At 46.8% G+C, this 25,825-nt stretch carries 24 protein-coding genes and 2 pseudogenes; 13 read left to right on the forward strand and 13 right to left on the reverse strand.

Annotation, left to right across the window (positions count from 1 at the left end; all coding sequences use genetic code 11):
* Positions 1 to 41: 41 nt before the first annotated feature.
* From sbcD to hlpB, 3 genes are read left to right on the forward strand one after another with little or no spacing between them, the layout of a single operon-like run.
* Positions 42 to 1,217 (forward strand): exonuclease subunit SbcD, encoded by a 1,176-nt coding sequence (gene sbcD / locus AC4CV5_RS06390; protein WP_166853692.1) that lies wholly within the window; start codon positions 42 to 44, stop codon positions 1,215 to 1,217.
* Positions 1,214 to 4,606: an exonuclease subunit SbcC gene (sbcC, locus tag AC4CV5_RS06395; protein ID WP_490922287.1), complete on the forward strand. Its 3,393-nt coding sequence runs from the start codon at positions 1,214 to 1,216 to the stop codon at positions 4,604 to 4,606. The genes sbcD and sbcC overlap by 4 nt, the downstream gene beginning before the upstream one ends.
* 13 nt (positions 4,607 to 4,619) lie before the next feature.
* Positions 4,620 to 4,922: an HNH nuclease-like protein HlpB gene (gene hlpB, locus AC4CV5_RS06400; protein ID WP_166853690.1), complete on the forward strand. Its 303-nt coding sequence runs from the start codon at positions 4,620 to 4,622 to the stop codon at positions 4,920 to 4,922.
* Positions 4,923 to 4,958: 36 nt separating this feature from the next.
* Here the strand turns inward: hlpB and AC4CV5_RS06405 are convergent, their stop codons facing one another.
* The 8 genes from AC4CV5_RS06405 to AC4CV5_RS06440 form a co-directional block, all read right to left on the reverse strand.
* Positions 4,959 to 5,177, reverse strand: a complete 219-nt coding sequence (locus tag AC4CV5_RS06405; RefSeq protein WP_003239412.1) for a spore germination protein — start codon at positions 5,175 to 5,177, stop codon at positions 4,959 to 4,961.
* Between the two features lie 31 nt (positions 5,178 to 5,208).
* Positions 5,209 to 5,610: a spore germination protein GerPE gene (locus AC4CV5_RS06410; protein ID WP_166853689.1), complete on the reverse strand. Its 402-nt coding sequence runs from the start codon at positions 5,608 to 5,610 to the stop codon at positions 5,209 to 5,211.
* A complete protein-coding gene (gene gerPD / locus AC4CV5_RS06415) occupies positions 5,603 to 5,785 on the reverse strand; it encodes a spore germination protein GerPD (RefSeq protein ID WP_166853688.1) in 183 nt (60 codons plus the stop codon). The genes AC4CV5_RS06410 and gerPD overlap by 8 nt, the downstream gene beginning before the upstream one ends.
* Complete coding sequence (locus AC4CV5_RS06420) at positions 5,782 to 6,399, reverse strand: spore germination protein GerPC (protein WP_166853687.1); 618 nt, start codon at positions 6,397 to 6,399, stop codon at positions 5,782 to 5,784. The genes gerPD and AC4CV5_RS06420 overlap by 4 nt, the downstream gene beginning before the upstream one ends.
* A 23-nt stretch (positions 6,400 to 6,422) precedes the next feature.
* Positions 6,423 to 6,656, reverse strand: a complete 234-nt coding sequence (locus AC4CV5_RS06425) for a spore germination protein GerPB (protein ID WP_490922289.1) — start codon at positions 6,654 to 6,656, stop codon at positions 6,423 to 6,425.
* Positions 6,657 to 6,670: 14 nt separating this feature from the next.
* The gene (locus AC4CV5_RS06430; protein WP_166853685.1) at positions 6,671 to 6,892 is read right to left on the reverse strand and encodes a spore germination protein; all 222 of its coding nucleotides are present in this window, start codon (positions 6,890 to 6,892) and stop codon (positions 6,671 to 6,673) included.
* 416 nt (positions 6,893 to 7,308) lie between these two features.
* Positions 7,309 to 7,479, reverse strand: coding sequence for an aspartyl-phosphate phosphatase Spo0E family protein (locus AC4CV5_RS06435; protein WP_166853684.1), 171 nt, complete (start codon positions 7,477 to 7,479; stop codon positions 7,309 to 7,311).
* Positions 7,480 to 7,623: 144 nt separating this feature from the next.
* Positions 7,624 to 8,547, reverse strand: a complete 924-nt coding sequence (locus AC4CV5_RS06440) for a CotH kinase family protein (RefSeq protein ID WP_326220919.1) — start codon at positions 8,545 to 8,547, stop codon at positions 7,624 to 7,626.
* Positions 8,548 to 8,701: 154 nt separating this feature from the next.
* Here AC4CV5_RS06440 and AC4CV5_RS06445 point away from each other — a divergent pair, with 154 nt between their 5' ends.
* The 3 genes from AC4CV5_RS06445 to wprA all read left to right on the forward strand — a co-directional run bounded on the left by AC4CV5_RS06445 (position 8,702) and on the right by wprA (position 12,931).
* Positions 8,702 to 9,607, forward strand: a complete 906-nt coding sequence (locus AC4CV5_RS06445; RefSeq protein ID WP_166853682.1) for a fumarylacetoacetate hydrolase family protein — start codon at positions 8,702 to 8,704, stop codon at positions 9,605 to 9,607.
* Positions 9,608 to 9,723: 116 nt separating this feature from the next.
* The gene (locus tag AC4CV5_RS06450; RefSeq protein ID WP_166853681.1) at positions 9,724 to 10,080 is read left to right on the forward strand and encodes a YisL family protein; all 357 of its coding nucleotides are present in this window, start codon (positions 9,724 to 9,726) and stop codon (positions 10,078 to 10,080) included.
* Positions 10,081 to 10,246: 166 nt separating this feature from the next.
* The gene (gene wprA / locus AC4CV5_RS06455) at positions 10,247 to 12,931 is read left to right on the forward strand and encodes a cell wall-associated protease WprA (protein ID WP_490922290.1); all 2,685 of its coding nucleotides are present in this window, start codon (positions 10,247 to 10,249) and stop codon (positions 12,929 to 12,931) included.
* Positions 12,932 to 13,215: 284 nt separating this feature from the next.
* On the opposite strand, the gene AC4CV5_RS06460 is transcribed toward wprA, so the two are convergent.
* On the reverse strand, positions 13,216 to 13,773 hold the full coding sequence (locus AC4CV5_RS06460; RefSeq protein ID WP_166853679.1) for a DUF2777 domain-containing protein: 558 nt from the start codon (positions 13,771 to 13,773) through the stop codon (positions 13,216 to 13,218).
* A 169-nt stretch (positions 13,774 to 13,942) separates the two neighbouring features.
* Between AC4CV5_RS06460 and asnB the strand changes: the two genes are divergently transcribed.
* Together asnB and AC4CV5_RS06470 are read left to right on the forward strand one after the other, a co-directional pair.
* Positions 13,943 to 15,787, forward strand: coding sequence for an asparagine synthase (glutamine-hydrolyzing) (asnB, locus tag AC4CV5_RS06465; protein WP_490922291.1), 1,845 nt, complete (start codon positions 13,943 to 13,945; stop codon positions 15,785 to 15,787).
* 81 nt (positions 15,788 to 15,868) lie between these two features.
* Positions 15,869 to 16,698, forward strand: a pseudogene (locus AC4CV5_RS06470) (phytoene/squalene synthase family protein).
* Positions 16,699 to 16,723: 25 nt separating this feature from the next.
* Here the strand turns inward: AC4CV5_RS06470 and AC4CV5_RS06475 are convergent.
* Positions 16,724 to 18,091 (reverse strand): MATE family efflux transporter, encoded by a 1,368-nt coding sequence (locus AC4CV5_RS06475; RefSeq protein WP_166853676.1) that lies wholly within the window; start codon positions 18,089 to 18,091, stop codon positions 16,724 to 16,726.
* Between the two features lie 123 nt (positions 18,092 to 18,214).
* Here AC4CV5_RS06475 and AC4CV5_RS06480 point away from each other — a divergent pair, with 123 nt between their 5' ends.
* From AC4CV5_RS06480 to iolX, 3 genes are all read left to right on the forward strand, one after another.
* On the forward strand, positions 18,215 to 19,078 hold the full coding sequence (locus AC4CV5_RS06480) for an AraC family transcriptional regulator (RefSeq protein ID WP_490922705.1): 864 nt from the start codon (positions 18,215 to 18,217) through the stop codon (positions 19,076 to 19,078).
* Between the two features lie 17 nt (positions 19,079 to 19,095).
* Positions 19,096 to 20,106: a transcriptional regulator DegA gene (gene degA / locus AC4CV5_RS06485; RefSeq protein ID WP_166853675.1), complete on the forward strand. Its 1,011-nt coding sequence runs from the start codon at positions 19,096 to 19,098 to the stop codon at positions 20,104 to 20,106.
* Positions 20,107 to 20,312: 206 nt separating this feature from the next.
* Positions 20,313 to 21,341: a scyllo-inositol 2-dehydrogenase gene (gene iolX, locus AC4CV5_RS06490; RefSeq protein ID WP_490922292.1), complete on the forward strand. Its 1,029-nt coding sequence runs from the start codon at positions 20,313 to 20,315 to the stop codon at positions 21,339 to 21,341.
* 64 nt (positions 21,342 to 21,405) lie between these two features.
* Here iolX and AC4CV5_RS06495 read toward each other — a convergent pair whose 3' ends face one another.
* Both AC4CV5_RS06495 and AC4CV5_RS06500 read right to left on the reverse strand, forming a co-directional pair.
* Complete coding sequence (locus tag AC4CV5_RS06495) at positions 21,406 to 21,915, reverse strand: DinB family protein (protein WP_166853673.1); 510 nt, start codon at positions 21,913 to 21,915, stop codon at positions 21,406 to 21,408.
* Positions 21,916 to 21,964: 49 nt separating this feature from the next.
* Positions 21,965 to 22,614, reverse strand: a pseudogene (locus AC4CV5_RS06500) (LysE/ArgO family amino acid transporter).
* A 79-nt stretch (positions 22,615 to 22,693) separates the two neighbouring features.
* On the opposite strand from AC4CV5_RS06500, the gene AC4CV5_RS06505 reads away from it, so the two are divergent.
* Positions 22,694 to 24,142: an aminotransferase-like domain-containing protein gene (locus AC4CV5_RS06505; RefSeq protein ID WP_490922294.1), complete on the forward strand. Its 1,449-nt coding sequence runs from the start codon at positions 22,694 to 22,696 to the stop codon at positions 24,140 to 24,142.
* A 7-nt stretch (positions 24,143 to 24,149) separates the two neighbouring features.
* Here the strand turns inward: AC4CV5_RS06505 and AC4CV5_RS06510 are convergent, their stop codons facing one another.
* Positions 24,150 to 24,788, reverse strand: a complete 639-nt coding sequence (locus tag AC4CV5_RS06510) for a pentapeptide repeat-containing protein (RefSeq protein ID WP_166853670.1) — start codon at positions 24,786 to 24,788, stop codon at positions 24,150 to 24,152.
* A 204-nt stretch (positions 24,789 to 24,992) separates the two neighbouring features.
* Here AC4CV5_RS06510 and AC4CV5_RS06515 point away from each other — a divergent pair, with 204 nt between their 5' ends.
* Positions 24,993 to 25,799 carry an alpha/beta fold hydrolase gene (locus tag AC4CV5_RS06515; protein ID WP_166853669.1) on the forward strand — a complete coding sequence of 269 codons (807 nt, stop codon included), beginning with the start codon at positions 24,993 to 24,995 and terminating at the stop codon, positions 25,797 to 25,799.
* Positions 25,800 to 25,825: the final 26 nt, after the last annotated feature.

The raw sequence follows: 25,825 nt of genomic DNA on the forward strand, positions 1-25,825 counted from the left end.
GAGCGGATCTCGTTTTCTATACAAAAGAGAGGTGATAGCATTTGCGGATTTTACATACGGCTGACTGGCATCTTGGAAAAACGCTAGAAGGAAGAAGCAGGCTGAGTGAACAGGCCGATGTGCTTGATGAACTGAATACGATTGTAAAGGAAGAGCAGGTCGATGCCATTGTAATGGCGGGAGACGCGTTTGACACCGTGAACCCGCCGGCTTTAGCCGAGCAGCTGTTTTATGAAAGCCTGTCTGCGCTTAGCGACAGAGGGAAGCGCCCGATTGTTGTCATTGCCGGAAACCATGATAATCCTGACCGTTTGTCCGCCGCTTCACCGCTGACACATGAAAGCGGCATTTATTTAATCGGCTATCCAACAACAGAACCGCTCCATATTGAAGTGCCTTCAGCAGGGGAGCTTTTGGCGGTCGGAGCGCTGGCGTACCCATCTGAAGCGCGGTTAAATGAAGTGCTTTCCGATACATTTGATGAAAAGCTGCTTCGCGATCATTATGATGTGAAAATCAGACAGGCGTTTGAGCATTTGACAAGCCGGTTCCGCAAAGATGCAGTGAAGATTGCCGCCAGCCATATTTATGTCGCAGGCGGAAACCAAACGGATTCAGAGCGGCCGATTGAAGTCGGCGGCGCTTATACGGTGGCTGCTGAAAGCCTGCCGGCGGATGCCGCTTATGTGGCGCTCGGCCATTTGCATCGTCCGCAAACGATCAAGCGGGCGCGGACGCTTGCACGTTATTCGGGATCTCCGCTCGCCTACAGTTTTTCTGAAGCGGGCTATGCCAAATCAGTGACGATCGTAGACGCTAAGCCGGGGGAAGAGGCCTCCTGGCGTGAGGTGTTATTATCAAGCGGCAAGCCACTTGTGAAGTGGAAAGCCGCAAATGGCTTAAGCGAGGTGTACAGCTGGCTGGATGAAGGCAGGGATCAGAATGCCTGGATTGACCTTGAAATCCGTGTCTCGGACCAGCTGTCACTTGAAGAAATTCACAGGTTGCGAAAGGCGCACCCGGGCTTTATCCATATCAGGCCGGTTTTTGAAGAACAGAACAAAGAACGGGAACGGATCGAGGTTAAGCATGTGTCGATCGAGGACCGCTTTAAGAAATTTTATGAAAAACAAACTGGTGGCGCGGTGCCAGATGAAGAAATGGTGAAGCTGTTTTTAGAGCTTGCATCAGGCGTTGAAGAGGAGGATGCGAAATGAAGCCGATCGCCTTAAGCATTAAGGGGCTCCACAGCTTTAGAGAGGAGCAGACGATAGATTTTGACGGCCTTTCCGGTGCCGGTGTTTTCGGCATTTTCGGCCCGACAGGAAGCGGTAAATCCTCTATTCTCGACGCAATGACGCTTGCTTTATACGGAAAGGTGGAGCGGGCGGCGAATAATACGCACGGGATCTTAAACCATGCGGAAGATACGCTGTCTGTTTCCTTTACCTTTGCGCTTCAGACGGATCATCAAATCTCTTACAAAGTCGAGCGCGTGTTTAAGAGAACGGATGAAATGAAGGTAAAAACCGCACTTTGCCGCTTTATTGAAATCAAGGACGAACATACGGTGCTGGCTGATAAAGCCAGTGAAGTGAATAAAAGAGTGGAGGAGCTCTTGGGGCTGACGATCGACGACTTTACGAGAGCGGTGGTCCTGCCGCAAGGGAAATTTGCTGAATTTCTGTCTTTAAAAGGGGCGGAGCGCAGGCATATGCTTCAGCGTTTGTTTAATTTGGAGCAGTACGGAGACCGGCTTGTCAAAAAGCTGAGACGGCAGGCGCAGGAAGCCAATGCGAGAAAAAATGAAATGCTTGCTGAACAGTCAGGTCTCGGAGAGGCGAGCTCAGAAGCAGTTGAGCAGGCGGAAAAGGCTCTCGAACAAGCAGAAGCACGGCTGGAAGAGATGAGGAAGAATCGTGATCAGGCAAAAGAGCGGTTTACAGAGCACCAAGAGATTTGGAATGTCCAAAAGGAAAAAGCCGCTTATGAAGAAGAGAAAAAACGTCTCGAAGAGGAACAGCCGCACGTAGACAGAATGCAAACGCGCATGCTGGAAGCAGAAACAGCCGCCGCTCTGAAGCCCTATGCGGACCGGTACGCAGAAGCGATCCAGCATGAGGAGAAAGCTGCAAAGGAACAAATGCTTGCCCAAAAGGATTTAGCAGACCGGACTGCTTTCTTTCAACAAAAACATGAAGAGTATGAAGCGTGGCGCCAGCATAAAAGCGAGAAAGAGCCTGAACTTTTAACTAAGCAGGAACAGCTTTCCCGCTTGCAGGAGATCGAAATCAAACTGAGTGAGGCCAAGCAAGAGGAAGAGCGCAAAAAGGCTGAACTCCAGCAGAAAGAAGAGGCCCTTCAATCTGTCATGAATGAATTGGAGACTGTAACAGACCGTCTGACACGAGGGTCAAACAGACAGACGGAATTGAAGCAACAGCTCAAATCCCTGCAGGTGACTTCCGATGAGCGAAAAAGCTGCCAGCAGGCCGCAGAAATGGCATTGCGCATCAGACAGACTGAGGAGCAAATCACGAAAGAGAAAAAACGTAGTGACGCATTGAACCTCGTGCTGCAGAAGATGAATGAGGAGAAGAGTACACTCGTTCAAAAGACGGAAGCGGAAAAAAGCAACATTATTCAGGCATATGAGGCTGTACAAACTGTATACCATATGGTGTGCGAGACGGAACGTTCATTAACACGTTTGACTGAGCAGGCTAAAAAGAGACAGCAAACGCTTCACTCGCAGCGTGAAAAAGCAAGGGTGGCACTGCTGACAAAAGAGTTAGCTGAAAAGCTGACCGCCGGAAAGCCTTGCCCGGTCTGCGGTTCAACCCATCATGATCCGTCTGCCTCAGTACATGAAACATATGAGCTCGACAGCAATCTTGAAGAGAACATCAAACAGACGGATATGTTATTGACGGAAGCGGCAGCTCTCAGTCAGGAGATTCTTTCAGCCAAAATCACGCTTGAAGAACAATCCGCGCGCTTTATCGAACAGTGTCCGTTTTTGCAAACGATTCAAGCACCGAGCCTTGAAGTGGCAGCTTCTTACGATAATCAGCCGGTGCATGAGGCATTCGATACTGCCAAAATTGAATGGAAACGGATCAAACAGGATATTCTTTCTGCTAAAACAAGGATGGCACAAATGATCAGCGCCTATCAGGAGTCTATAAAAAAGGCCGATCAGCTTAATGAAAAAATCGGTTTTGAAAAAAGAGAGGCTGACCGGATTGAAAGCATCATCGTCGAGCTTCAGTCCTCGATGGAAAGCCGTTTGAAAATGTTTAAAGAAGCGTTTCAGGATCAGTCTGTGAATGAAGCGGAAAAATGGCAGCAAGCCATTGAAGAAAAGGACCGGGCTGCAGAAGAATGCGAAAAACGGATTGAGCGCAGCATTGCGTTTCTTACTGAGCATGAAGCACAAAAGGAAAAGCTGCGGGAATCGGGACACCAGCTTGAACGGGAAAAGCTGGAGCTTCATTATGCGGCTGAACGCATCAAGAGTGTGATAGCTGATTATGAGCACGAACTCGGAGATTACGCAAAAGGAAATTCGATACACACCAAACTCCGCTCTGTCCAGCAGGATCTAAAGCTGTTAAAGGAAAAAGAGCAATCTCTATATGAAGAACTGCAAAGCGCCCAAACCATGCTCAATCAGGCAAAAAGCCGCGCTTCAGCAAGCGAGTTCACCCTTCAAGAGGCGAAGGACAGATTGGAGAAAGCGGAAGCTGCTTGGCTTGAGTATGCGAAAAGCACCCGCTTTACCCGGACTGAAGAGGTGGAGCAAAGTCTCATCCCGGCCGATGAGCTTGAAAAGATGAAAACCGTCATAGACCAGTTTGTGGATAAACTGAAGCAAAATGCTGCAAACTTAAAACGAGTTGCAGAGATACTTGCCGGCAGAGCCTTATCAGAGAGTGAATGGAGCGAAACCGTTACGGCATTACAAGAAGCTGAGGACGCATTTGGCGCTGCTATAGAGGAAAAAGGCGCAGCAGCGAAAGCGCTGGCCGTCATTCGCGACCATCATAAACGGTTTAACGAAATTGAAGCTGAACTGAAGAAATGGCAGACGCATATCGACAGGCTGGACAAGCTGCAAGCTGTGTTTAAAGGCAATACCTTCGTTGAATTTTTAGCTGAAGAGCAGCTTGAAAGCGTTGCGCGGGACGCCTCGGCAAGACTTGGCATGCTGACGAGACAGCGCTATGCCATCGAAGTGGATTCAGAAGGCGGATTCGTGATGCGGGATGACGCGAATGGAGGCGTCAAACGCCCGGTATCCAGCTTGTCTGGGGGAGAGACCTTCCTCACCTCGCTTTCTCTTGCTCTTGCGCTGTCTGCGCAGATCCAGCTTCGCGGGGAATACCCGCTCCAGTTCTTTTTCTTAGATGAAGGATTCGGCACCTTGGATCAAGATCTGCTTGATACGGTTGTAACAGCCTTGGAAAAACTGCAGTCAGACAATCTGTCTGTCGGTGTCATCAGCCATGTGCAGGAACTGCGGGCGCGGCTTCCGAAAAAGCTGATCGTCCATCCGGCAGAACCGAGCGGCCGCGGTACACGGGTATCACTTGAGTTGATGTAAGGGAGGAGCGGATATGGCAAAACAGACTGCCGGAATATGTGAACTGTGCGGCCGGAGCAATGTCCAGCTGACAGAGCACCACCTCACACCGAAAGAGGAAGGCGGAACGTTTCTTCCGACAGCGATGCTCTGTATTCCTTGCCATAAACAGATTCATGCTTTATATACCAATCAAGAGCTTGCCGTTCGCTTAAACGGAATAGATGAACTCCGAAGCGATCCGCAGCTTGCACGGTTTGTCAAATGGATCAGAAAACAGCCGCCTGAGAAACTGACCAAAACAAAGAAATCAAATGAACGAAAAAAGAAAAAATGACTAAAAAGCAGCCCTCTCCTTGCAGAGCGGCTGCTTTTATCCGTTTCCAACCATATCCTGATCGCTGACATCGGGGTCTATATAATTTGTCGCGTTGATTGCATTGTTTAATAGAAGGAAATCTCCCGTGTTTCCTGCTCCCGAACCGAGCGCAGATTTTGAAGAGCTTTTCGGAGAAAGGTAAAAGGAATCACCAAAGTTTACGACTCCGCCCGATATGGAATTGATAGCTATAGGCCCGACAATTGCTGGCATAAACGACACCCTTTATCGAAGTCTCTGTTTATTATATGCTCTTGTCGGGCGATTGTGAGCGCGGAGACTGAATCTGCCTGATATGTTTGATTCTCGCGTCGCCTCGGACAAGTGAAGATGCTCCCGCATGAAAAACAGAAGAAGATGAGACCCCTTGAATTTTGATGCTGCGGACATGAATAATCGGCACCTCGTGGCAAAACGCGCTGTGTACACCTGTTTCGGGAATCGGCTTCACTGCCTGCTGCTGAAAGATCGGGTACTCCTTTCTGTTAAATGAGCCTTCATTACTGTAAAACACAGCCAGCGAGCGCTGAACAGCTAATACTTTTACACTCATATCGATTTCGTTTGTATCGCCAACTTGAAACACACTTGCTATTCCAAGAGAGTTGAATTTAATCAGTCTGATACGGGATATACGCTTAAACATTATTCGACGGCAGCGGAGCAAACGGCCCGATAATAAGAGATTCAGGCGGTGTATCGAAAATAGAAGACAGATAGATGGATTCAGTGTCTCCGATGTGAAAAACAGAGGAGCTGGACACACCGTTCATCCGGATATCCCCGACTTCCAGGTTGCGATTGATGACTGTAAAGATCACGCTTGCTCATCTCCTTTCATTTCGGTAGGGATATGTTCCAGAAAATGTTCTACTGCACGGATTACGTCCCGCTTCACATGCTCAGCGATATGTTCCGCATATTGTGCAGGCGGAGTATTTTCTTCTTTTTTGATATGGGACATATAATAGTGAATCCGGCTATCCATTTGTTTTCTGATGTCTTCAATGACGTGATGCCTGTTTGTATCGTCAAGCCTGCTGTTATATTGGTTTTCAAGCTGCTCCAAAACATCTGGGATTTCCTCGGTTAAGTACATATCGACATTCTGGCGGATCTGCTGCATGAGCTGGGCGCTCTCTTCCTGCTGCAACATCCCGATTTCAGGTGCCGTTTGGCTGACTTCAAAATTTTGGACGCTGTTCGGGTCTGTCGGATTTAAGCCGATATTCAAAGTCCCGTCAAGCCTTTCGATTTTCAGCTGATCAAATTTATACTCCACACGCTCAATGGTAGTGGCCGGCCGCTGTTTCATCGTATTCATTTCAGTTTGAATCTCTTTCAGCTGCCGTTCGAGCTGCTGAACATGAAGCGCCTGCTGCTGAACAAAAGAATTCAAATTTTGCAAGTAAGAGGAAACAGATTGATCATACATGTTCTTTCACCTCTTTCAGAAGATTAACGGCCAGGAGGCTGGAGGGGAACCAATGGACCTGTATCGGGCTCCTGTAATTCGATTGGCTGCCCCAAAGCGGTTACCTCTGGCGCGGCTTCGACATAGCTGCCCGTATTATACAAGTTTGACAGAGACTTGATTGACCCGGCGCTTCCGATTTGCAGAATGGAGGAGTTGCTGATTGATTCCAGCCGGAGATAGTTAATTTGAATAGTTTGATTAATATAAAAGTTCATGAAGCACACCCCTTCTACGCATTCCCTACGATCGGCTGATCAACTGCATCGTTGTCATACACTTTGGTCGCGTTTTGGTAATTCATCACCTTGAGGCTGTCGCCGGTATTAAAGCTGCCCGCACCGGCAAACGTTCTGACCTCTGCCTGAGGTGAAATCGTTATACAATCCCCGATGTGAATGACTCCGCTCGTACCAATCGCATTAATTTTAAACGCTCCGACAATGGCCGGCATACGAGCACATCCTTTGTTGAAAAATTGAAAAAAGGAAGGTAAAGTAAAAATATAATTTGATTGTAATTGGGCTATTCACGATAGCTTATGACAAACGCACATATGTGTGAGAGAAATTTAAAGGGGACATATCGGCTTTGAATGGAAGCGGTCTCATTTTTCGGCCGTCATGTTTAAACATTTTAAAAGCGGGTATTGTATACAGCGGAAATGCGGCGATGGGTGCCGCTATCCGCCTGCGTGATTTTTGTTTCAGTTTCTTTGGTGTTTTTGCGTGTAGAAATGCTTTTTGGAGTAAGTCGTGCTGCGGTATCCGATTTTTGGGCGGGCACATTCTCGCCCTGAGGTATATCCCAGAAGTGCTGAGCAAAAAGCGGAGTTACATGTGGTGTATTCAAATTGTTATAGATAATGATTTACATACGGGAATTTTCAGGATATCCCCAAAAAATCATTTCTTCTTTAATTCGGGTGTTCAGCAGGCTATCTAGCTTTTGGCTGCATTGAATCGTTTCCTTTGAATTCATGCCGTATTTTTGTGCTGTTTCAATTAGTATGATTCTCATTTCTTCAATTTTACTGTTCATTACGCTATCTCCAATTCTAGAATTTATTTTGATAAACATAGGATATCGTTAGTATAACCTATTTTCACTGAAAAGGTTGCCTTTCGTCAATTTGACTAAAAAAGCGACAATTTTTGCTTCGGTCTTTTTTAATAGAAGAAAGGACTATAGTCTAGCTAAGTGTATTTGCAAAAAGTCCTGCCGTTCCTCAATTTCTCTAAGTATGTTTGTTTGCTCCTTTTCGAATTGCAAGGGGCTTTTTTTTATGAAAGGATCATCATCAGCTTTTTGACAAATGTCAAGATGCCATTCGCTGATGAAAGGAGACAATCGTTCAATGGTAAACGACCGGTTCAGCACGTTTTGCATTAACGTGTGATATTGAGACCGGAAGGCGGGAATGGAAAGAAGCCTTGACGAAAGCGTCCGTCCGTTTGTCAGCAAAGGATCTTCGTCAGACCTTCCGTGTGCGGCAAGCGATCTGGTCTCTAGCGGGGAAACGTGAAGTTGGCCGGATTCGTTTAAACAAAATGTGTAATAAAAGCCTTGATTGGTGCAGGCGCTGCCGATCAGCCACAAAAAAAACAGTTTGACATCCAGATACATTTTGATTCGTTCAGCCAATTCATCATCTCCGGCGGTGCGGATCAGGGTAAGAAATTCATGTAAGAACGCGGAAGAGTCATTTTTAAAAACAGACAGCGGAACCCTTGGGTCGGCAGTCTTCACTCGGTAACTTGTTCTATCGGCTAGCTGATCGTTCTTGATGTTCAAATAAATGCCTTCTGGCTCGCCATTGATGGTCAGAAAGCTGTACGAGGCAGCGGGAGCAGGAACACCGATCTGGTTAAAAAAACAATAAGCGAGCCTGCGCCGCATCAGGGATGGATCATCCAGTTCCGCATTCAAAAAAAGTGTGCTTTCACCAAGCAGGGACTTTTCCCAGCTGATTTCATAGGATGCCTTTTCCGCCTTATCACGCTGTGTGAGAAGAATGGGAGAAACTGATCTGTTTGTCACCAGAAGCCCTTTGGCAGTACCTTTACGATTCAGCTGCTGCCGATGAAAAAATAAATGTACGCTCTCCATATTCTTTCCTCCTCCTCAAAACGACATTTGTATGATATGTGCAGGAAGCTCGTCCTGAAACGAAATGAAAACAGATATGAGAAAAAGGGATTTCAGCATTCGACAGAGAATACATGAAGGAGCATTCTGATTTAAAAGATGATGGAGGAATAACATGAAATTTGCGACAGGGGAACTTTACAACCGAATGTTTGTCGGCCTGATCATTGATGATGAGAAAATTATGGATTTGCAAAAGGCTGAAAAAAAACTGTTTGAACTTGAGACGATTCCGGGATCGCTGATTGAATGTATCGCAGAAGGGGATAAATTTGTTGCGCATGCAAGGCAGCTGGCAGAGTGGGCAAAGAAACCGAATGATGAGCTGGGGTCATTTATGTATTCATTATCTGAGGTGAAGCTCCATGCACCCATTCCTAAGCCGTCAAAAAATATCATCTGCATCGGCAAAAACTACAGGGATCACGCGATTGAAATGGGAAGCGAGGCTGATATTCCTGAGCATCCGATGGTATTTACCAAATCGCCGGTAACGGTTACAGGCCAGGGTGATATCGTAAACAGCCATGAAGAGGTCACCTCTCAGCTTGATTATGAAGGAGAACTTGCTGTCGTCATTGGAAAAAGCGGCACCCGCATATCAAAAGAAGATGCATATGACCATATTTTCGGATATACGATTGTGAATGATATCACGGCGCGTGATCTGCAAAAAAGACATAAGCAGTTTTTTATCGGAAAAAGCCTGGATACAACATGTCCGATGGGGCCTGTCCTTGTACATAAATCATCGATTCAGGAGCCTGAGCGCCTCAAGGTTGAAACAAGAGTCAACGGCGAGCTCCGCCAATCCGGTTCGACGAGCGATATGATCTTTTCCATTCCGGAATTAATTGAAACCCTCTCAAAGGGGATGACGCTTGAAGCGGGAGACATCATTGCCACCGGTACGCCATCGGGTGTCGGAAAGGGTTTTACTCCGCCAATATTCTTGCGGTCAGGTGACAAAATCGACATTACGATTGACCCGATCGGAACGCTGTCAAACCAAATCGGCTGAACCAAACAGGAGGGCGGACACGGACCCGCCCGTTTTTTCTGAGATTCATCTTTGTGACAGAGGATAAGTTCATGGTACTATAAGTGGGGTAATTTATCTGATAGGGGGGAACCTGTATGACACATCTACATATTACGACATGGGTGGTAGCGCTGATTCTGCTTTTCGTCAGCTACTCGCTGTATTCGTCAGGAAGTGCGAAGGGCGCAAAAATCACTCATATGATTCTGCGGTTATTCTATATCCTTATTATTTTGACAGGAGCTGAGCTGTTTGTCCGTTTCGCCAACTGGAACGGAGAATACGGCGGGAAAATGATTCTTGGCATTATCACCATCGGCCTAATGGAAATGCTTCTCATCCGCAAGAAAAAAGAAAAATCAACCGGAGGCCTATGGATCGGCTTCATCATTGTCCTCGTGCTGACAGTGCTGCTCGGTCTGCATTTGCCAATCGGTTTTCAATTGTTTTAATAGAAAGAGCATGAACCCGGCCCTAAGATGGAGTCGGGTTTTTGGGTATTTCCTCCCTTATATTCCAAATCATTTAAAATAACCTTAAAATTCCCTGTAAGCGGTATCTCGTCCTATGAAATTATGATACCTTCAAGAAGATTCATTATTTTACAGGAGGGATATCATGAAACGCAGAAAATTTAGCTCGTTTGTGGCGGCAGTGCTCATTTTTGCACTGATCTTCAGCCTTTTTTCTCCGGGAACCAAAGCGGCAGCGGCCGGTGCGATCGATCAGGCAGCGGCTCTGGAAAACGGCAAAGAACAGACAGGCACCATGAAGGAACCGGAACAGGTAAAATGGTACAAAGTGACCCCGGGAAAAACGGATATTCAGAAAAACTCACATATGGCACTGACCGTAAAGAGTGATTCAGTACTGAATGTATCTCTATATCCAAGTAAGGAAAAAGCGCTTAAAGATGAAACGTTTGAGATGTACCGTTCTTACACGGCGGAGGATGGAAAAAGTGAAATCATTTTTCCATACGCGTGGAGCGGCCCTTACTATGTAAAAGTTGAATACCTCGGAGAAGAAGAACCAGAGGACGGCGGAACGGCAGAAGCAGCTGCGGAAGCCAAGTATTCGATTGGGTATAAAGGCACCAAAAAGCAGCCGTCAGATTTAGAACAAGAAGAAGCTTGTCCGGTTGAAATGAGTGTCGATCAGAAGAAATCAGGTAAAGGCATCCTGGATAAGTTGAGAGCGATTCGTGATGAGCAGCTGAGCCAAACAGCAGAAGGCAAAGAACTGACAAGCCTTTACTACAAAGCGGCGCCGTTTATCGTGGCAAAGGTAGCACTCAATAAAACAGCGAGAAATGAAATCTATCAGGATCTTGTGACATTAAAGCCACTGTTTGATGATGTATCAGAAAACGGAGCGTCTTCTTCATATAAGATTACTGAAAAGGATCAAAAAGCGATCAATCGGCTTTACGAGAAAGCTTTACAATCAGTCCCGTCTTTCCTTAAAGAGGAGATAAAGAAACAGGCGGAACAATTAAATATCAAGCAGCTGCAAGGCAAAACAGCAGGAGCAATTTTAACAGAAAATAAGATTGCGGCAAAAAGCGAAGTTCAGACTACAAAGGTCATTTTCAAGGTGAAAAACAACAAAAGCCTCTCTTCCGTACATAATGAAATGAAGGGCTTTTCTGCAAGTGCGCAATCGAAAAAAGACATTTCCAATGTGAAAAAGGCAAAGAAACTGTTTGACAATCTGTATTCATTTGAGCTTCCAAAAGACGAGAAACAGAACGGCACATATACGGCAAGCGCAAAACGGGTCAAAAGCGCTGCTGCGACATTATCCAAGATGTCTAACGTAGAGTTTGCGGAACCTGTGCAGGAATACAAAAGCCTGTCAAACGATATTCAATACCCTTACCAATGGCCGCTTAAAAATAACGGTGAAAACGGCGGTGTCAAAAACGCGGATGTGAAATACGAGCCTGCCAGCACATTGCTGTCTAAACGCAAGCTGAATGATACATTGATTGCAGTAGTAGACACTGGTGTGGACAGCACGCTTGCTGATTTAAAAGGAAAAGTAAGAACCGATCTCGGTCGTAATTTTGTCGGGCGGAATAATAACGCAATGGATGATCAGGGGCATGGGACACACGTCGCCGGCATTATTGCCGCCCAAAGCGATAACGGCTATTCTATGACTGGTTTGAATGCCAAAGCGAAAATTATCCCGGTAAAAGTGCTTGATTCCACAGGCTACGGAGATACTGAACAAATTGCCCTCGGCATCAAATATGCTGCTGACAAAGGAGCAAAGGTGATTAATTTAAGTTTAGGCGGAGGCTACAGCCGCGTGCTTGAATTTGCTTTGAAATACGCTGCTGACAAAAATGTCCTGATTGCCGCAGCCAGCGGAAATGACGGAGCCAATTCCTTATCTTATCCCGCTTCTTCTAAATATGCGATGTCAGTCGGAGCAACGAACCGCATGGATATGACCGCTGATTTCTCTAACTATGGAAAAGGTTTGGACATCTCTGCTCCAGGATCTGATATCCCGAGTTTAGTGCCGAACGGAAATGTCACGTACATGAGCGGAACATCTATGGCGACGCCGTATGCTGCCGCTGCTGCAGGATTGCTGTTTGCTCAAAACCCTAAGCTGAAAAGAACAGAAGCAGAGGATATTTTGAAAAAGACGGCAGATGATATTTCGTTTGAAAGCGTCGATGGCGAAGAAGAAGAATTGTATGATGATTATGGCGACCCGATTGACATTCCGAAGACACCTGGAATAGACTGGCATTCAGGCCACGGACGGCTGAATGTCATGAAGGCTGTCAGCGCAGTTGATCTACAGCTCAAAGTCAACAAGCTGGAAAGCACGCAAACAGCCGTCAGAGGAAGCGCGAAGGAAGGCACACTTATCGAAGTGATGAACGGCAAGAAAAAACTCGGCAGCGCCAAAGCCGGAAAAGACAATGCGTTCAAGGTCAACATCCCGACTCAAAAACAAGATCAAGTCCTGTATGTCAAAGCGACAAAAGGCGATGCGAAAACCTCGTATAAAGTTGTCGTCGTCAAAGGAAAACCTTCCGGCACACCGAAAGTAAACGCAGTGAAAACGAAAGATACGGCAGTGAAAGGAAAGGCGAACAGCAAGGCAATGATCAGAGTGAAAAACAAATCAAAGAAAGTCATTGCTTCTGCCAAAGCTGACGCGAAAGGAACGTTCACGGTGAAAATTAAAAAACAAAAAGCCGGAACGGTACTGTACGTCACGGCTGCCGATACAGACAAAAAAGAAAGCAAGGATGTAAAAGTTGTTGTTGAAAAGTAATCAAAAAGCGGTGCTCCCTGCACCGCTCAGCGTGTCGACAAACCCTCGCATTCGTTGCCAGGCCTGCCCTTCGGTGCTCAACTAAAAAAGATCAGCGGCTAAAAGCTAGAGCGTCCTGCTCGAACACCGCTGTCACCGCATCCTGCGGAGGTCTATTCCGATGCTTGTCCTTCCTAGACTTCTAGGGTTTTCAATCACGCTGAAAAGATGGCAAAACCCTAAAACGAACCGTTTTAGGGTTTTGTTAACAATCTGAGAATCCTATCGTTACGATAGGATTTTTTTTATTTGTGCCCCCGCTGGACTGCTGAATACATAATGGATCGCTTTCCATTTGAAGCCGTCCATTCGAACCGGTCTCCTGTCCCTTCGCTGCTATAGTGATGCTGCATCGCACACTGGGCGGTGTCGTTTGAAAAGTGATAAAAAGAAACGCCCTGCTCCTCCGATGTATTCGAAAAGACTCCTTTATTATAAGAAAACACGCAATCGAATACCGATAAGCCAAAGCTGTGCAAGTGCTGTAAAAATGCGAGAAAGGTTTCGTCATCAAGCGAATCCAAAAGCGCCATGAGCGGCCGCTTGACTGATTTTTCATAGCGGATGCGTTCTCCGCCTGAAAGGGAGATGTTTTCTTCACCGCATGTCAGAACCAATTGATCCTGAAAGCCGGCCTGCTCCCACTTTCCATTATGATGAATCCAGATTGGGCTGTGATCGAGACTGTCCGCCAGCAGTATATCGCCTTCCTCGTTTTCGATTAAGCAGATGCCATCTTCAATGAGGATGGTGCCGTATTCCCATTTTCGCTCCTCTTTATATAATAATTGTTTCCGTTTCATGCATGCTGTCTCCTTTTGCTTCTTTCCTCTCCTTTCTTTCCAATTCAAGCCTGTCCCATACAACTCTTTTGTGGACAAATCAACTATCTGCCTATAGATGCATAAACTTACTAAGGTGCTGAAAGAAACGAAATTGTTATGAAAGAAACGGGATTGGAGCTGATATCACATGTGTGGAATTACGGGTTGGGTCGATTTTAAAAAGCAGCTCGTCCAGGAAAAACAAACGATAAACAGAATGACAGACACTCTTTCCAAACGGGGGCCTGATGATTCTAACGTTTGGGGGGAGCACCATGTTTTATTTGGACATAAAAGGCTTGCGGTTGTCGATATTGAGGGCGGACGCCAGCCGATGGCATGCAACTATAAAGGAGATACGTACACCATTATTTACAATGGCGAGCTGTATAACACGGAAGATCTGCGCAAAGAATTGCGGGCGCGGGGCCATCAGTTCGAGCGGACGTCAGATACCGAGGTGCTGCTGCACAGCTACATTGAATGGCAGGAAGACTGTGTAGACCATCTCAATGGCATATTCGCTTTTGCTGTGTGGGATGAAAAGCGTGATCTGCTGTTTGCCGCGAGAGACCGTCTCGGCGTGAAGCCGTTTTTTTACACGAAGCAAGGATCTTCTTTTCTCTTCGGGTCAGAGATCAAAGCGATCCTCGCACACCCTGATATAAAAGCGCAAGTGGACAGAACAGGACTTTCTGAAATTTTCGGGCTTGGGCCGTCCAGAACTCCGGGTACTGGCGTATTTAAAGGCATAAAAGAAGTCCGGCCGGCTCACGCGCTGACGTTTTCTAAAGACGGGCTGAATATTTGGCGTTATTGGAATGTTGAAAGCGAAAAACATACGGATAGCTTTGATGACACGGTTGCCAATGTCAGATCATTGTTTCAGGACGCGGTGACACGGCAGCTTGTGTCGGATGTGCCAGTTTGTACGTTCTTATCAGGCGGACTGGACTCAAGCGCCATTACAGCGATTGCGGCAGGCCATTTTGAAAAGCAAGGTAAAGCACCGCTTCATACTTATTCGATTGATTACGAAGAGAACGATAAATTTTTTCAAGCGAGCGCTTTTCAGCCGAATGATGATGGACCATGGATTGAAAAAATGACAGAGGCCTTCGGCACGACGCATCACAAATGCGTTATCAGCCAAAAAGATCTCGTCGATCATTTGGAGGAAGCCGTGCTGGTCAAAGATTTGCCTGGTATGGCTGATGTCGACTCGTCTCTGTTGTGGTTTTGCCGGGAAATCAAAAAGGACTTTGTCGTCAGCCTGTCGGGAGAGTGCGCGGATGAGATTTTCGGCGGGTACCCGTGGTTCCATATGGCAGACGTTGAGTCAGGCTTTCCATGGATGAGGTCGACAGAAGAGCGGATCAAGCTGCTTTCTGATTCATGGCAGAAAAAATTGAATCTCAAAGAATACGTAAATGCCAAATACGAAGAAACCTTGGCGGAAACGCCTTTATTAGACGGAGAAAAGGGTGTGGACAAAGCAAGAAGACAACTGTTCTATTTAAATATGCTTTGGTTTATGACGAACCTTTTGGATCGGAAGGACCGCATGAGCATGGGGGCGAGCCTTGAAGTGCGGGTACCGTTCGCCGATCACCGGCTCGTGGAATATGTTTGGAATATCCCATGGGAAATGAAAATGCATGACAGCCGGGAAAAAGGCATTTTGCGCAAAGCGCTCGAGGGTATTTTGCCTGACGACATTCTCTATCGCAAAAAAAGCCCATATCCGAAAACACACCACCCGGAATATACAAAAGGCGTCAGCGAATGGCTGAACACGATCAGAAGCCAAAAGGACTCCGTGCTTCATACCCTGCTTGACAGAAAGCAATTGGATCAGCTTTTAGAAACGGAAGGCTCTTCCTTCAAGGTTCCGTGGTTCGGGCAGCTCATGAAGGGGCCCCAGCTGATCGCCCACCTTGCTCAAATTCATACATGGTTTGAAGCGTATCGCATTGATATTGATGAGGGATAAAGAAAAAGCCGATTCCATGTAGAGGAATCGGCTTTTTCTTCATATACAATTGGGAAAAAACATAATAGACTTGAAGAAGCAGTGATACATAGGAGTGAAAAGAAATGAAAGAGATAAAAGAAGCCTATCAGCAGTGCGGGCAGATCGTCAGCGCCCGCGAACCAGCCTGTTACAAAGCATTCTCGTTTCTTCCGCTGAAGCAAAGACAGGCAGCTTGGGCGGTTATGGCGTTTTGCCATACGGCGGCCGGTGCGGAAGAGAAGGCGTTATCTGCCATCGAAGCTGAGGCGGAACAGGTTTTTTCCGGGACATATAACGGGAATCATTTTTTGTGGAAGGCGTTCAGCCATGCTTATCAGACCTTTACATTGGACAGCGCGCCATTCCGTGAGTTCATTGCCGCACAGAAGGCGGAAGATACACCTTGCGAAAGCCTCGATGAACTGCTCATGCACGCATACCAGACGGGCGGCGCGGCCGGATTAATGCTGCTCCCGATCATGGCGCGCCGGCATCGGGAACAGCTTACACATGCAGCAGGTTCTCTCGGTTTAGCGATTCAGCTGGTTCGGCTTCTGAGAGATATCGGCACGGGCCACCAGCAAAAAAGCCGCATCCCTCGGCAGGTGATGCAGCAATTTGGATATACAGAGGACGATCTTCAGAAGGGCGTCGTGAATAAGGCGTTCACCATGACATGGGAGTATATCGCTTTTGAAGCGGAAGCCTACCTTGAGGAGTGTCAGGATGCCTTGCCGCTATTTCCGCAGTATTCGCAAAAAACGGTGAAAGCCGCTCTTCAATTGTATCGAGCTGTTTTAGAAAAAATCCGGGCGGAGCAGCACGATGTATTTCAACATCAATACGATGTCACAGAGAACGAAGTGAAGCGGATTCTGTCTGACATATAAAAAACACCCGGCCTTGAGCCGGGTGTTACGCCATTCCTTTTTGAATCCAGATACGGGAGCGCCATCTTCTGTACATTAAGATTCCCCGGACCCATTCGTCCGCGATAAAGGAAATCCAAATGCCGGCAAGACCGAACCCGAGGTGGATGCCGAATAGATAGGCAAGCGGGAGGCCGATGCCCCACATCGAAATCATTGCCATGTAAACCGGGAATTTCGCATCCCCCGCGGCACGCAGGGAGTTAATGATAATGACATTAAACGAGCGGCCCGGTTCAAGGATAATCGTCATGGCAATCAAAAGGCTCGCAGTCGCAATAATGTCAGGGCTTTGTGTAAAGATGCCGATCAGGTCTTTTGAAAAAATCGTCATCAAAACCGATGTAGCCGCAGCAATTCCAAGTGCCCAATATAAGCTCTTCATGCAGCGCTCATAAGCAGCATCAAATTGTTTACCGCCAATATAACGGCCGATTAAAATTTGCGTGCCTTGGCTGATCGCAGTGCCGAACAGCAAAATAAACATCGTAATATTTTGCGTATACACTTTTGTTGTCAAAGCCTGCGCGCCCATGATGGCGATAAAATACGTGACAATCATTTGCGACAAGTTGTATGAAAGCTGTTCTCCTGCAGAAGGGATGCCGATTTTCAGCAGCTTGCGCAAATGCTCTTTATGCATATGAAAGACTTTTTTCAGCGACATCTTCAGCTGAATGCGTTTGTTGACTATAATAATCATCGCGATTAATCCGATGACGCGGGCGATAGATGTAGATATCGCCACACCGGCAACACCGAGAACAGGAAAGCCGAACAGACCGAAAATAACAACAAAGTTTCCGGCAATGTTTAAAATGTTCATGCCGATTGTGACAAACATTGTATCCTTTGTGTAGCCATAGCTTTTTAAGATCGCGCTGAATGTCATGATTAAAGCCTGTATAAAGGACAGACCTCCGACAACTTGTAAAAAGACTTTTGCATCAGGCATCAGGTCACTTGTCAATCCCATCATATGAAGCAGAGGGACAGCCGCGAAAAAGATTATGGCGCTGATGGCAAGGCTGATGAAGAAGTTGGCGCCGATTGATACATAAGCGACTTCCATGGCTTCTTTCTTTTGCCGTGACCCTAAAAATTGTGAAATGATAACGGTCGTTCCTGTTGCGATAAAGCTGAACATCACGATAATTAAATTCAAAATCTGGTTGCTGACGCCGACTGCTGCCACGCTGTTATCTGAGTATTGGCTGAGCATCAGTGTATCGGCATTACCCATAAACATATATAATGAGACCTCAATAAAGATCGGCCAAGTAAGTGAAAATAATGAGAACGATTTGTCAGCGGGTTTTTTCAAAGCAGTTGATTTGAAGACAGCTTGTTTCATTGTGTCTAACCCCTTTCGTAAATAAAATCAACGTTTTAAAGTGTACCTCCATTTCCTTATAATAAAAAGGGAGAGAAACGATACTTCTTGCAAAAATCCGACTTAAAAAGGAGGATGATCAAAATGCCTCGCATCCTGTTTACAGTCCCGCCTTTTCCGGTATTTATCGCAGCCGGAGAAGGGGTTTTTAAAAAGGGAGAAACCCATGTGAAACGTGTATTCTCCGTGTTTGATCTGATATATGTCAAACAGGGAACGTTATATATAACAGAAAATGAAAAATCGTTCTCTGTTGAAGGCGGCGAGTATATCCTGCTTTCTCCCGGTCTTGAACATTACGGGACGAAGGGCAGTGATGAAGCAACCTACTATTATTGGCTTCACTTTAATGAACATCGGTATGAATTTACGGCAAAGGGAGGCAGCAATTGGTCTGAGCTTCAGAAGGAAAAAGGGAGCTTCGAGGAGCCGGCCCGCTACGGACTGGCTTTGCCGAGAAAAGGCAAGGTGCAGCGCCCGCAGTTTATGGCGCAGCAGTTTGAAAGGCTGATAGATTACTCCGCGGAAAACTCCGATTTGCCGCTTAGAAAGCAAATCTTATTTGAGGAGCTGATGCTGCATCTTCAAAAAGAGGCGTTTCAAATACCGTCTGCGAAAGAGCGGGTAGCCTGGGAGGCGGCTCGGTACTTACAGGAGCATTATAAGGAAAAGACGACAATCAAGGATCTGTCGCTCGCCCTTCACTATCATCAGGATTATGTGAGCCGCTGCATGCAGCAGGTGCTAGGCGTCACGCCGGCACAATACACGAACCGGGTGAGAATGACAGAAGCGAAGCGTCTTTTATCCTCTACAAATGATAAAATGGGTGTCATTGCGGAAACGATCGGAATGGAAGACCCGACATACTTTTCGAAACTCTTTAAGCAGATAGAGGGCATTTCACCAATTGAATACCGGAAAATTGTCAGCCGGAAAGTTCAATAACCAGACGAGGGATGAACATGAAAACAACAATCTACGATGTGGCAAGGGCGGCAGGAGTCTCGATCACCACTGTGTCGCGCGTGATTAACAATACGGGCAGAATCAGCGGCAAAACGCGGCAGAAGGTGATGAATATCATGAAGGAAATGGCGTACACGCCCAATGTCCACGCTGCGGCGTTAACAGGAAAACGAACGAATATGATCGCACTTGTGGCGCCTGATATTTCAAATCCGTTTTACGGCGAACTTGCCAAAAGCATTGAGGAAAGGGCGGATGAGCTCGGTTTTCAAATGATGATTTGCAGTACCGATTACGATCCGAAAAAAGAAACAAAGTATTTTTCGATGCTGAAGCAGAAAAAAGTGGACGGGATTATTTTTGCGACTGGCATTGAGAATCATGACAGCATGTCTGCTTTGGAGGAAATCGCCAGCGAACAAATTCCGCTCGCCATGATTTCTCAGGATAAGCCGCTGCTTCCGATGGATATTGTTGTCATGGATGATGTTCGCGGCGGGTATGAGGCTGCCAAGCATCTACTGTCACTCGGCCACACGAACATCGCCTGCATTGTTGGGGACGGGTCAACAACGGGTGAAAAAAACAGAATCAAAGGCTTCCGTCAGGCGATGGAGGAAGCGGGCGTGCCTGTCGATGAATCGCTTATCGTCCCGACACGATTTTCTTTGGAAAGCGGCAAGGAAGAAGCGGGAAAATTGCTGGACAGGAACACCCCAACGGCTATTTTTGCCTTCAACGACGTATTGGCCTGCGCCGCTATACAAGCTGCGAGAATAAGAGGCATAAAAGTGCCGGACGACCTTTCCATCATCGGTTTTGATAACACGATACTTGCAGAAATGGCGGCCCCGCCCCTGACCACCGTGGCCCAGCCGATCAAAGATATGGGACGGAGTGTCATCGAACTGCTGGCAGAAGCAATCGAAGGACGAAAGACAAAACAAAAAATCGTGCTGCCGCCTGAGCTCGTGGTCAGACATTCTACATCACCACTCAAAACATAAGCCCGCTAATGAGCGGGTTCTTTTCATTTTGACAGCTGAAGCAAAAAAACATATTGCGTGTAAACAACAGGCAGTGTAAAATGAAACCATCTTTTGAGAAAGCGCTTGCGCAATATGTGGAAGCGGATTGAACCGCTGTTTTTTAGCAGTTGTGAGAAAGCGCTTTCTTGAGCGATCCTAGAATGACATAAAGGAGAGGATGGGACGTGAAACATCAAGTAAGGTGTGCAGTATTAGGATTAGGAAGGCTCGGTTATTATCATGCGAAAAATCTCGTCACCAGTGTTCCGGAGGCAAAGCTGGTCAGTGTCGGTGATCCGTTGAAAGGGAGAGCGGAGCAGGTTGCCAGAGAATTCGGTATCGAAAAATGGTCAGAGGACCCGTATGAGATGTTAGAAGATCCTGGCATTGACGCTGTTATCATCGTAACGCCGACAAGCACACATGGCGATATAATCATCAAAGCAGCGGAAAACGGCAAGCAGATCTTCGTTGAAAAACCGCTGACCTTAAGCCTTGAGGAATCAAAAACAGTCTCTGAAAAAGTGAAAGAGACAGGTGTCATTTGCCAGGTCGGCTTTATGAGGCGATTTGATCCCGCATACGCAGATGCCAAACGGCGGATCGACGCTGGGGAAATCGGCAAACCCATCTATTATAAAGGTTTTACGCGTGACCAGGGAGCGCCTCCCGCAGAGTTTATCAAACACAGCGGCGGAATTTTTATTGACTGCTCCATCCATGACTATGACATTGCCCGTTATTTGCTCGGAGCGGAGATCACTTCTGTTTCGGGACACGGCAGGATCCTGAACAACCCGTTTATGGAGCAGTACGGCGATGTGGATCAGGCGCTGACGTATATCGAATTTGATTCCGGCGCTGCGGGGGATGTCGAGGCAAGCAGAACCTCTCCATACGGACATGACATCCGGGCGGAAATTATCGGAACAGAGGGCAGTATTTTCATAGGGACATTGAGGAATCAACATGTGACCATCCTGTCGGCAAAAGGGAGCAGCTATGATATTATCCCAGACTTTCAAACTCGTTTTCATGAAGCCTACTGCTTAGAGCTGCAGCATTTTGCTGAGTGTGTCCGGAATGGAAAAACACCGATTGTGACAGATGTCGATGCGACGATCAATCTAGAAGTCGGCATCGCCGCGACCAATTCATATCGAAGCGGCAGGCCCGTACAGCTGGATGTGAAGCGTGCTTACACCGGTATGTAAGCGTTATCATGTTGCGTTTGAGGCTTCTCCCGCAAATCGTTCATATCAAAAAAGCAAGGACAGTTTAGCCCTTGCTTTCGCTCTTTTCATATAAATAGTACATATAATCAGTAGGTATACCTGTATGGCCAAGCTGCCTCAGCATTGCGGTCACGTTCCCTCTGTGATAAGTGCCGTGATTGACGACATGCAGGATGATGTCTGCATAAGTTGTCTCCAGTGTACCGAGTTTCGGATGTTTCATTGAGAAGGTCTGTTCCAAGTCCATCTGGCGGCTGAAGAAATCATGATACTGTGCTTCCAACTCGAAAGCATGCTGTTTAATCGCTGTCATATCACCTTGCGCGGACTCGAATTTGCCTACGCTGTCTATGATCTCTTGGTAGGCAACTTCCGAAAGAACGTTCAGCCAAATATAGTCAGCCCTGCACATATGAAGCAGCACGTGGCTGACAGAAGGGAATACGCTCTTTACTTCTTGATAAGCGGTTTCCTCCGGCAGGTTTTCGATATGGTTAAATATGCGCTTGTTCGCCCAGGAATGGTAGTCATAAAACTGTTTTGCATCAGTCATCAGCATTGCCTCCTTTTCTAAGACATTCGCTGTTTTAATTGTTATTCCTTCAATTGCTGAAGAGCGATACCCCGAAATATCCTGCTGCTGTCCACATCACCACTGCAGAGCATTTGTTTACGATCAGCATAAGCCTGCCGCTCGTATCTATCGTCTGAAACAGCCGGCCCGCTATCGCAAGACTGATAAACCAACACCAAGAGACAGCGATGCAGGCGGCCATAAAGAGCCATTTTTCAAGCCCAGAATATTGGAGTGAGCTCGTGCCGATGACGCCGATCGTGTCCAGAATAGCGTGTGGGTTTAAAAGAGAAACGGCGGCCGCAAACGCAGCTTGTTTTTTAGCTGTGAACGTATTTTTCTCATTTTGGTTTGCTTTCGGACGGCTGTTCCAAGTCACCCAGCCCATATAGAGGAGAAATAAAAATCCGCCTGCCATCATGACTGTCTCAAACACAGGCAGCTGCTGCACGATGACAGATACCCCTGCAACAGCTAAAACAATTAGCAGGGTATCGCAGACAGAAGCGCTGATGATGGCGGGGAATGCCTGCCAAATATGCCTTTGCCACGCTCCTTGCTGAAAAATAAATACATTCTGCGCTCCCAGCGGCAAAATTAAGCCAAAGGCAAGCACAACTCCGTGAATAATTGCATTCATGCTGAAAAAACTCCCTTTACATCTTTTTTTTCAATCATAAGGGAGATTTTCTATCATGTCTCCGGCCATTTGGTTGGGTTTAGAACCAGCCAAATGTATAATGTAAAATAAGGGGGCATGACTATGTCGCAATGGCAGCCAAGCCGGGATTCGGATATTCCGCTGCATCGGCAGATTGAACAATACATGAAAGACAAAATTCTTCACGGAGAGTGGGCTGTGGGGACGAAAATCCATTCACAGAGAACGCTGGCCGACATGTTTCAAGTCAATCGCAGCACAGTAACAGCAGCCATTGATGAACTCACGTCTCAAGGCCTGTTAGAGGGGAGAAGAGGAGGCGGAACGAAGGTTGTAAACAGTACTTGGAGCGTGCTGGCGGCTGAGCCTCCGCTCGATTGGAGCAATTACGTCCGTTCCGGTATTCATCACCCAAATTCTTCTATCATTCAGGAGATTAACCAAAACGAACCAAGAGCGGATATCATCAGATTAGGCACAGGAGAGCTTTCACCAGATCTGCTTCCGGAAGACACAATGCGCCGGATGTTACAGCAGATGAATCCGCACGCCCTGTCTTTAGGATACGAGCAGCCGAAAGGAAATCTTAAGCTGAGGGAGGCGGTGGCGGACTATTTAAAAGGCAAGCAGATCCATGTATCACCGTCAGCGATTTTAATAGTGTCCGGCGCACTTCAGGCACTTCAGCTCATCTCGGTCGGGCTTTTAAAACGAGGTTCTGTCATTTTGACCGAAAAGCCGTCCTATCTTCAATCTTTACATGTGTTTCAATCAGCGGGGATGCGGCTTCGCGGCTTTCCTTTGGATGAGGAAGGAATCAAAGCGGGGCTTGTCTCTTCTTTTCGAAAACAATATGGAGGACAGCTGCTTTACACCATTCCGTCGTTCCATAATCCGACAGGCACTGTCATGTCAGAGCAGCGACGGAAAGAGATCATCGACCTGTCAAAAAAAGAGCAACTGCCGATCATTGAGGATGATGCGTACGGTGATTTGTGGTTTGAAGAAAAACCGCCGCACCCCTTAAAAGCAATGGATCATGAGGGCAATATTCTGTATCTGGGCACTTTTTCAAAAACGGTTAGCCCCGGCCTTCGAATCGGCTGGCTAGCCGGACCGGAGCCAGTCATTGAAAGGCTGGCGGACATTAAAATGCAGACAGACTACGGATCGAGCGGCCTGTCCCAGTGGGCTGCCGCCGAATGGCTGTCACAGGGGTATTATGAAGAGCATCTGACATGGATACGAAGGGTGCTAAAACAAAGGAGAGACGCGGCAATTCATTTTCTTAAGCAGTATGCCGGAGACATCGCGGCGTGGCGCATTCCCGCCGGAGGCTTTTATATTTGGGTGACATTTCACAAAACCCTGCCTGTCAGCCGTTTCTTTCATGAGTTGCTGAAACAGCAGGTGCTGGTGAATCCCGGTTCCATTTATGACGGCGAAGATCGAAACAGCATCAGGCTGTCGTATTCCTATGCGTCTCTTACGGATTTGGAAACAGGCATTAAAGCGGCAGCCGATACAGCCCGCCGCCTGATGTAAGCGTTTGTTATATAATGACAGCCCCCAGCGCCCTGGCGAAAGCAATCGCGTGCTCCGGCGCAATTTTGCAGCCTTTCAATTTGTCGAGGGAGACATGAAGCTGTTCAAAACGGCAGGTGCTGAGGTCCATGTTTTGAAGGGACGTGCCAAAAAAGCTGGCGCCTTCCAGTTCGCACCCGTCAAAGTGTGTTTGCTGGAGCGTCATATTGCTGCACTCACTTTGCATAAGGGCACAGTGATCAAATCGAACTTGTCTCATATTTGAGTACGAAAATGAACTGAAATGTCCATGGCACTCCTCGAATGAAACATTCCGCAGCGTTGATTCCGCCACATTCATTCCAACCATCTTTGATTGCTTAACGGAAGTTCTGTGAATGACAGCCCCGCTGAAATCGGCGTTTGACAAATCACATTTTTCAAAGATCACATCGGTCAGTTCAATATGCCGGAAAGACACATCGATAAATACGACATTTCTGAATATCGTTTTTTCCACACAAAGTCTTTCCATTTCTTCGCCGCAGATTGTACAATCTTCAAACAAATGCATACTGACTACATCATCCTGAGTTACGGTTTCATGAAAATCTGCAGTTTGCAGGTTTTCCGGTATGTGCGGTTTTTGAATCACTATTTTATTCATGCGATGACATCCTTTGCTGCCCGAAAACCAGAAGCCTCCGGGATCAATTTAATAGATCGTTATGGAAATTGATACATATAGTAAATCGTGAAGAACCTTTTCTTGGTATAGCAGCCCGCTTGTTTTGTTAGCATAAATGGAAAGCTTCCTGTACGTCAAGGCGTATACAGGCCGGGAAAGAAAAGGGAACAGGAGGAGTGCGGAATGGGGCATTACGTCAAAACCGAGGAGCATGTGACACTGTTTGTAGAGGATATCGGACATGGAAGGCCGATCATCTTTTTACACGGGTGGCCGTTGAATCATAAGATGTTTGAATATCAAATGAATGAGCTTCCGAAAAGAGGATTTCGTTTCATTGGCATTGATTTACGGGGATATGGGCAGTCGGACCGCCCGTGGGAAGGCTATGATTATGACACGATGGCCGATGATGTGAAGGCAGTCATTTATACGCTGCAGCTTGAGAATGCGGTTCTTGCCGGTTTTTCGATGGGCGGCGCAATTGCAATCCGTTATTTGGCAAGGCATGACGGAGCCGATATTGATAAGCTGATTTTATTGTCTGCAGCGGCACCCGCATTCACAAAACGCCCGGGTTATCCGTACGGTATGAGGAAGCAGGATATTGACGATATGATTGAACAATTCAAAACGGATCGGCCAAAAACACTGGCTGATTTAGGGCAGCAGTTTTTTGAGGAAAAAGTGTCACCAGAGTTCAGGCAGTGGTTTCTCAATCTGATGCTGGAGGCCTCCTCCTATGGGACGATCCACTCGGGTATCGCATTAAGAGATGAGGATCTCAGAAAGGAGCTTGCCTCAATCAAGGTGCCGACGCTGATCCTGCATGGGAGAAAGGATAAAATTGCGCCGTTTGATTTTGCCAAAGAATTGAAGCGCGGCATCAAACAGTCGGAATTGGTTCCGTTTGTAAACAGCGGGCACGGAGCTTTTTTTGAAGAAAAAGAGAAGATCAACAGTTTGATTGCGCAGTTTGCCAAATCATAAGAAAAAACCCGATATTGATCGGGTTT

The organism is Bacillus sp. NS1 (assembly GCF_058248265.1).

Bases quoted from the DNA above. Each gene is read 5' to 3' on its own strand.
- AC4CV5_RS06515 (WP_166853669.1), top strand. From the start codon at position 24,993: ATGGGGCATTACGTCAAAACCGAGGAGCATGTGACACTGTTTGTAGAG.
- AC4CV5_RS06440 (WP_326220919.1), bottom strand. From the start codon at position 8,547: ATGGAGAGCGTACATTTATTTTTTCATCGGCAGCAGCTGAATCGTAAA.
- AC4CV5_RS06410 (WP_166853689.1), bottom strand. From the start codon at position 5,610: ATGTTTAAGCGTATATCCCGTATCAGACTGATTAAATTCAACTCTCTT.
- asnB (WP_490922291.1), top strand. From the start codon at position 13,943: ATGTGTGGAATTACGGGTTGGGTCGATTTTAAAAAGCAGCTCGTCCAG.
- AC4CV5_RS06505 (WP_490922294.1), top strand. From the start codon at position 22,694: ATGACTATGTCGCAATGGCAGCCAAGCCGGGATTCGGATATTCCGCTG.
- AC4CV5_RS06450 (WP_166853681.1), top strand. From the start codon at position 9,724: ATGACACATCTACATATTACGACATGGGTGGTAGCGCTGATTCTGCTT.
- AC4CV5_RS06445 (WP_166853682.1), top strand. From the start codon at position 8,702: ATGAAATTTGCGACAGGGGAACTTTACAACCGAATGTTTGTCGGCCTG.
- AC4CV5_RS06405 (WP_003239412.1), bottom strand. From the start codon at position 5,177: ATGCCAGCAATTGTCGGGCCTATAGCTATCAATTCCATATCGGGCGGA.
- sbcC (WP_490922287.1), top strand. From the start codon at position 1,214: ATGAAGCCGATCGCCTTAAGCATTAAGGGGCTCCACAGCTTTAGAGAG.
- AC4CV5_RS06425 (WP_490922289.1), bottom strand. From the start codon at position 6,656: ATGAACTTTTATATTAATCAAACTATTCAAATTAACTATCTCCGGCTG.
- AC4CV5_RS06430 (WP_166853685.1), bottom strand. From the start codon at position 6,892: ATGCCGGCCATTGTCGGAGCGTTTAAAATTAATGCGATTGGTACGAGC.
- AC4CV5_RS06475 (WP_166853676.1), bottom strand. From the start codon at position 18,091: ATGAAACAAGCTGTCTTCAAATCAACTGCTTTGAAAAAACCCGCTGAC.
- AC4CV5_RS06495 (WP_166853673.1), bottom strand. From the start codon at position 21,915: ATGACTGATGCAAAACAGTTTTATGACTACCATTCCTGGGCGAACAAG.
- AC4CV5_RS06460 (WP_166853679.1), bottom strand. From the start codon at position 13,773: ATGAAACGGAAACAATTATTATATAAAGAGGAGCGAAAATGGGAATAC.
- AC4CV5_RS06420 (WP_166853687.1), bottom strand. From the start codon at position 6,399: ATGTATGATCAATCTGTTTCCTCTTACTTGCAAAATTTGAATTCTTTT.
- AC4CV5_RS06480 (WP_490922705.1), top strand. From the start codon at position 18,215: ATGCCTCGCATCCTGTTTACAGTCCCGCCTTTTCCGGTATTTATCGCA.
- AC4CV5_RS06510 (WP_166853670.1), bottom strand. From the start codon at position 24,788: ATGAATAAAATAGTGATTCAAAAACCGCACATACCGGAAAACCTGCAA.
- hlpB (WP_166853690.1), top strand. From the start codon at position 4,620: ATGGCAAAACAGACTGCCGGAATATGTGAACTGTGCGGCCGGAGCAAT.
- AC4CV5_RS06435 (WP_166853684.1), bottom strand. From the start codon at position 7,479: ATGAACAGTAAAATTGAAGAAATGAGAATCATACTAATTGAAACAGCA.
- wprA (WP_490922290.1), top strand. From the start codon at position 10,247: ATGAAACGCAGAAAATTTAGCTCGTTTGTGGCGGCAGTGCTCATTTTT.
- degA (WP_166853675.1), top strand. From the start codon at position 19,096: ATGAAAACAACAATCTACGATGTGGCAAGGGCGGCAGGAGTCTCGATC.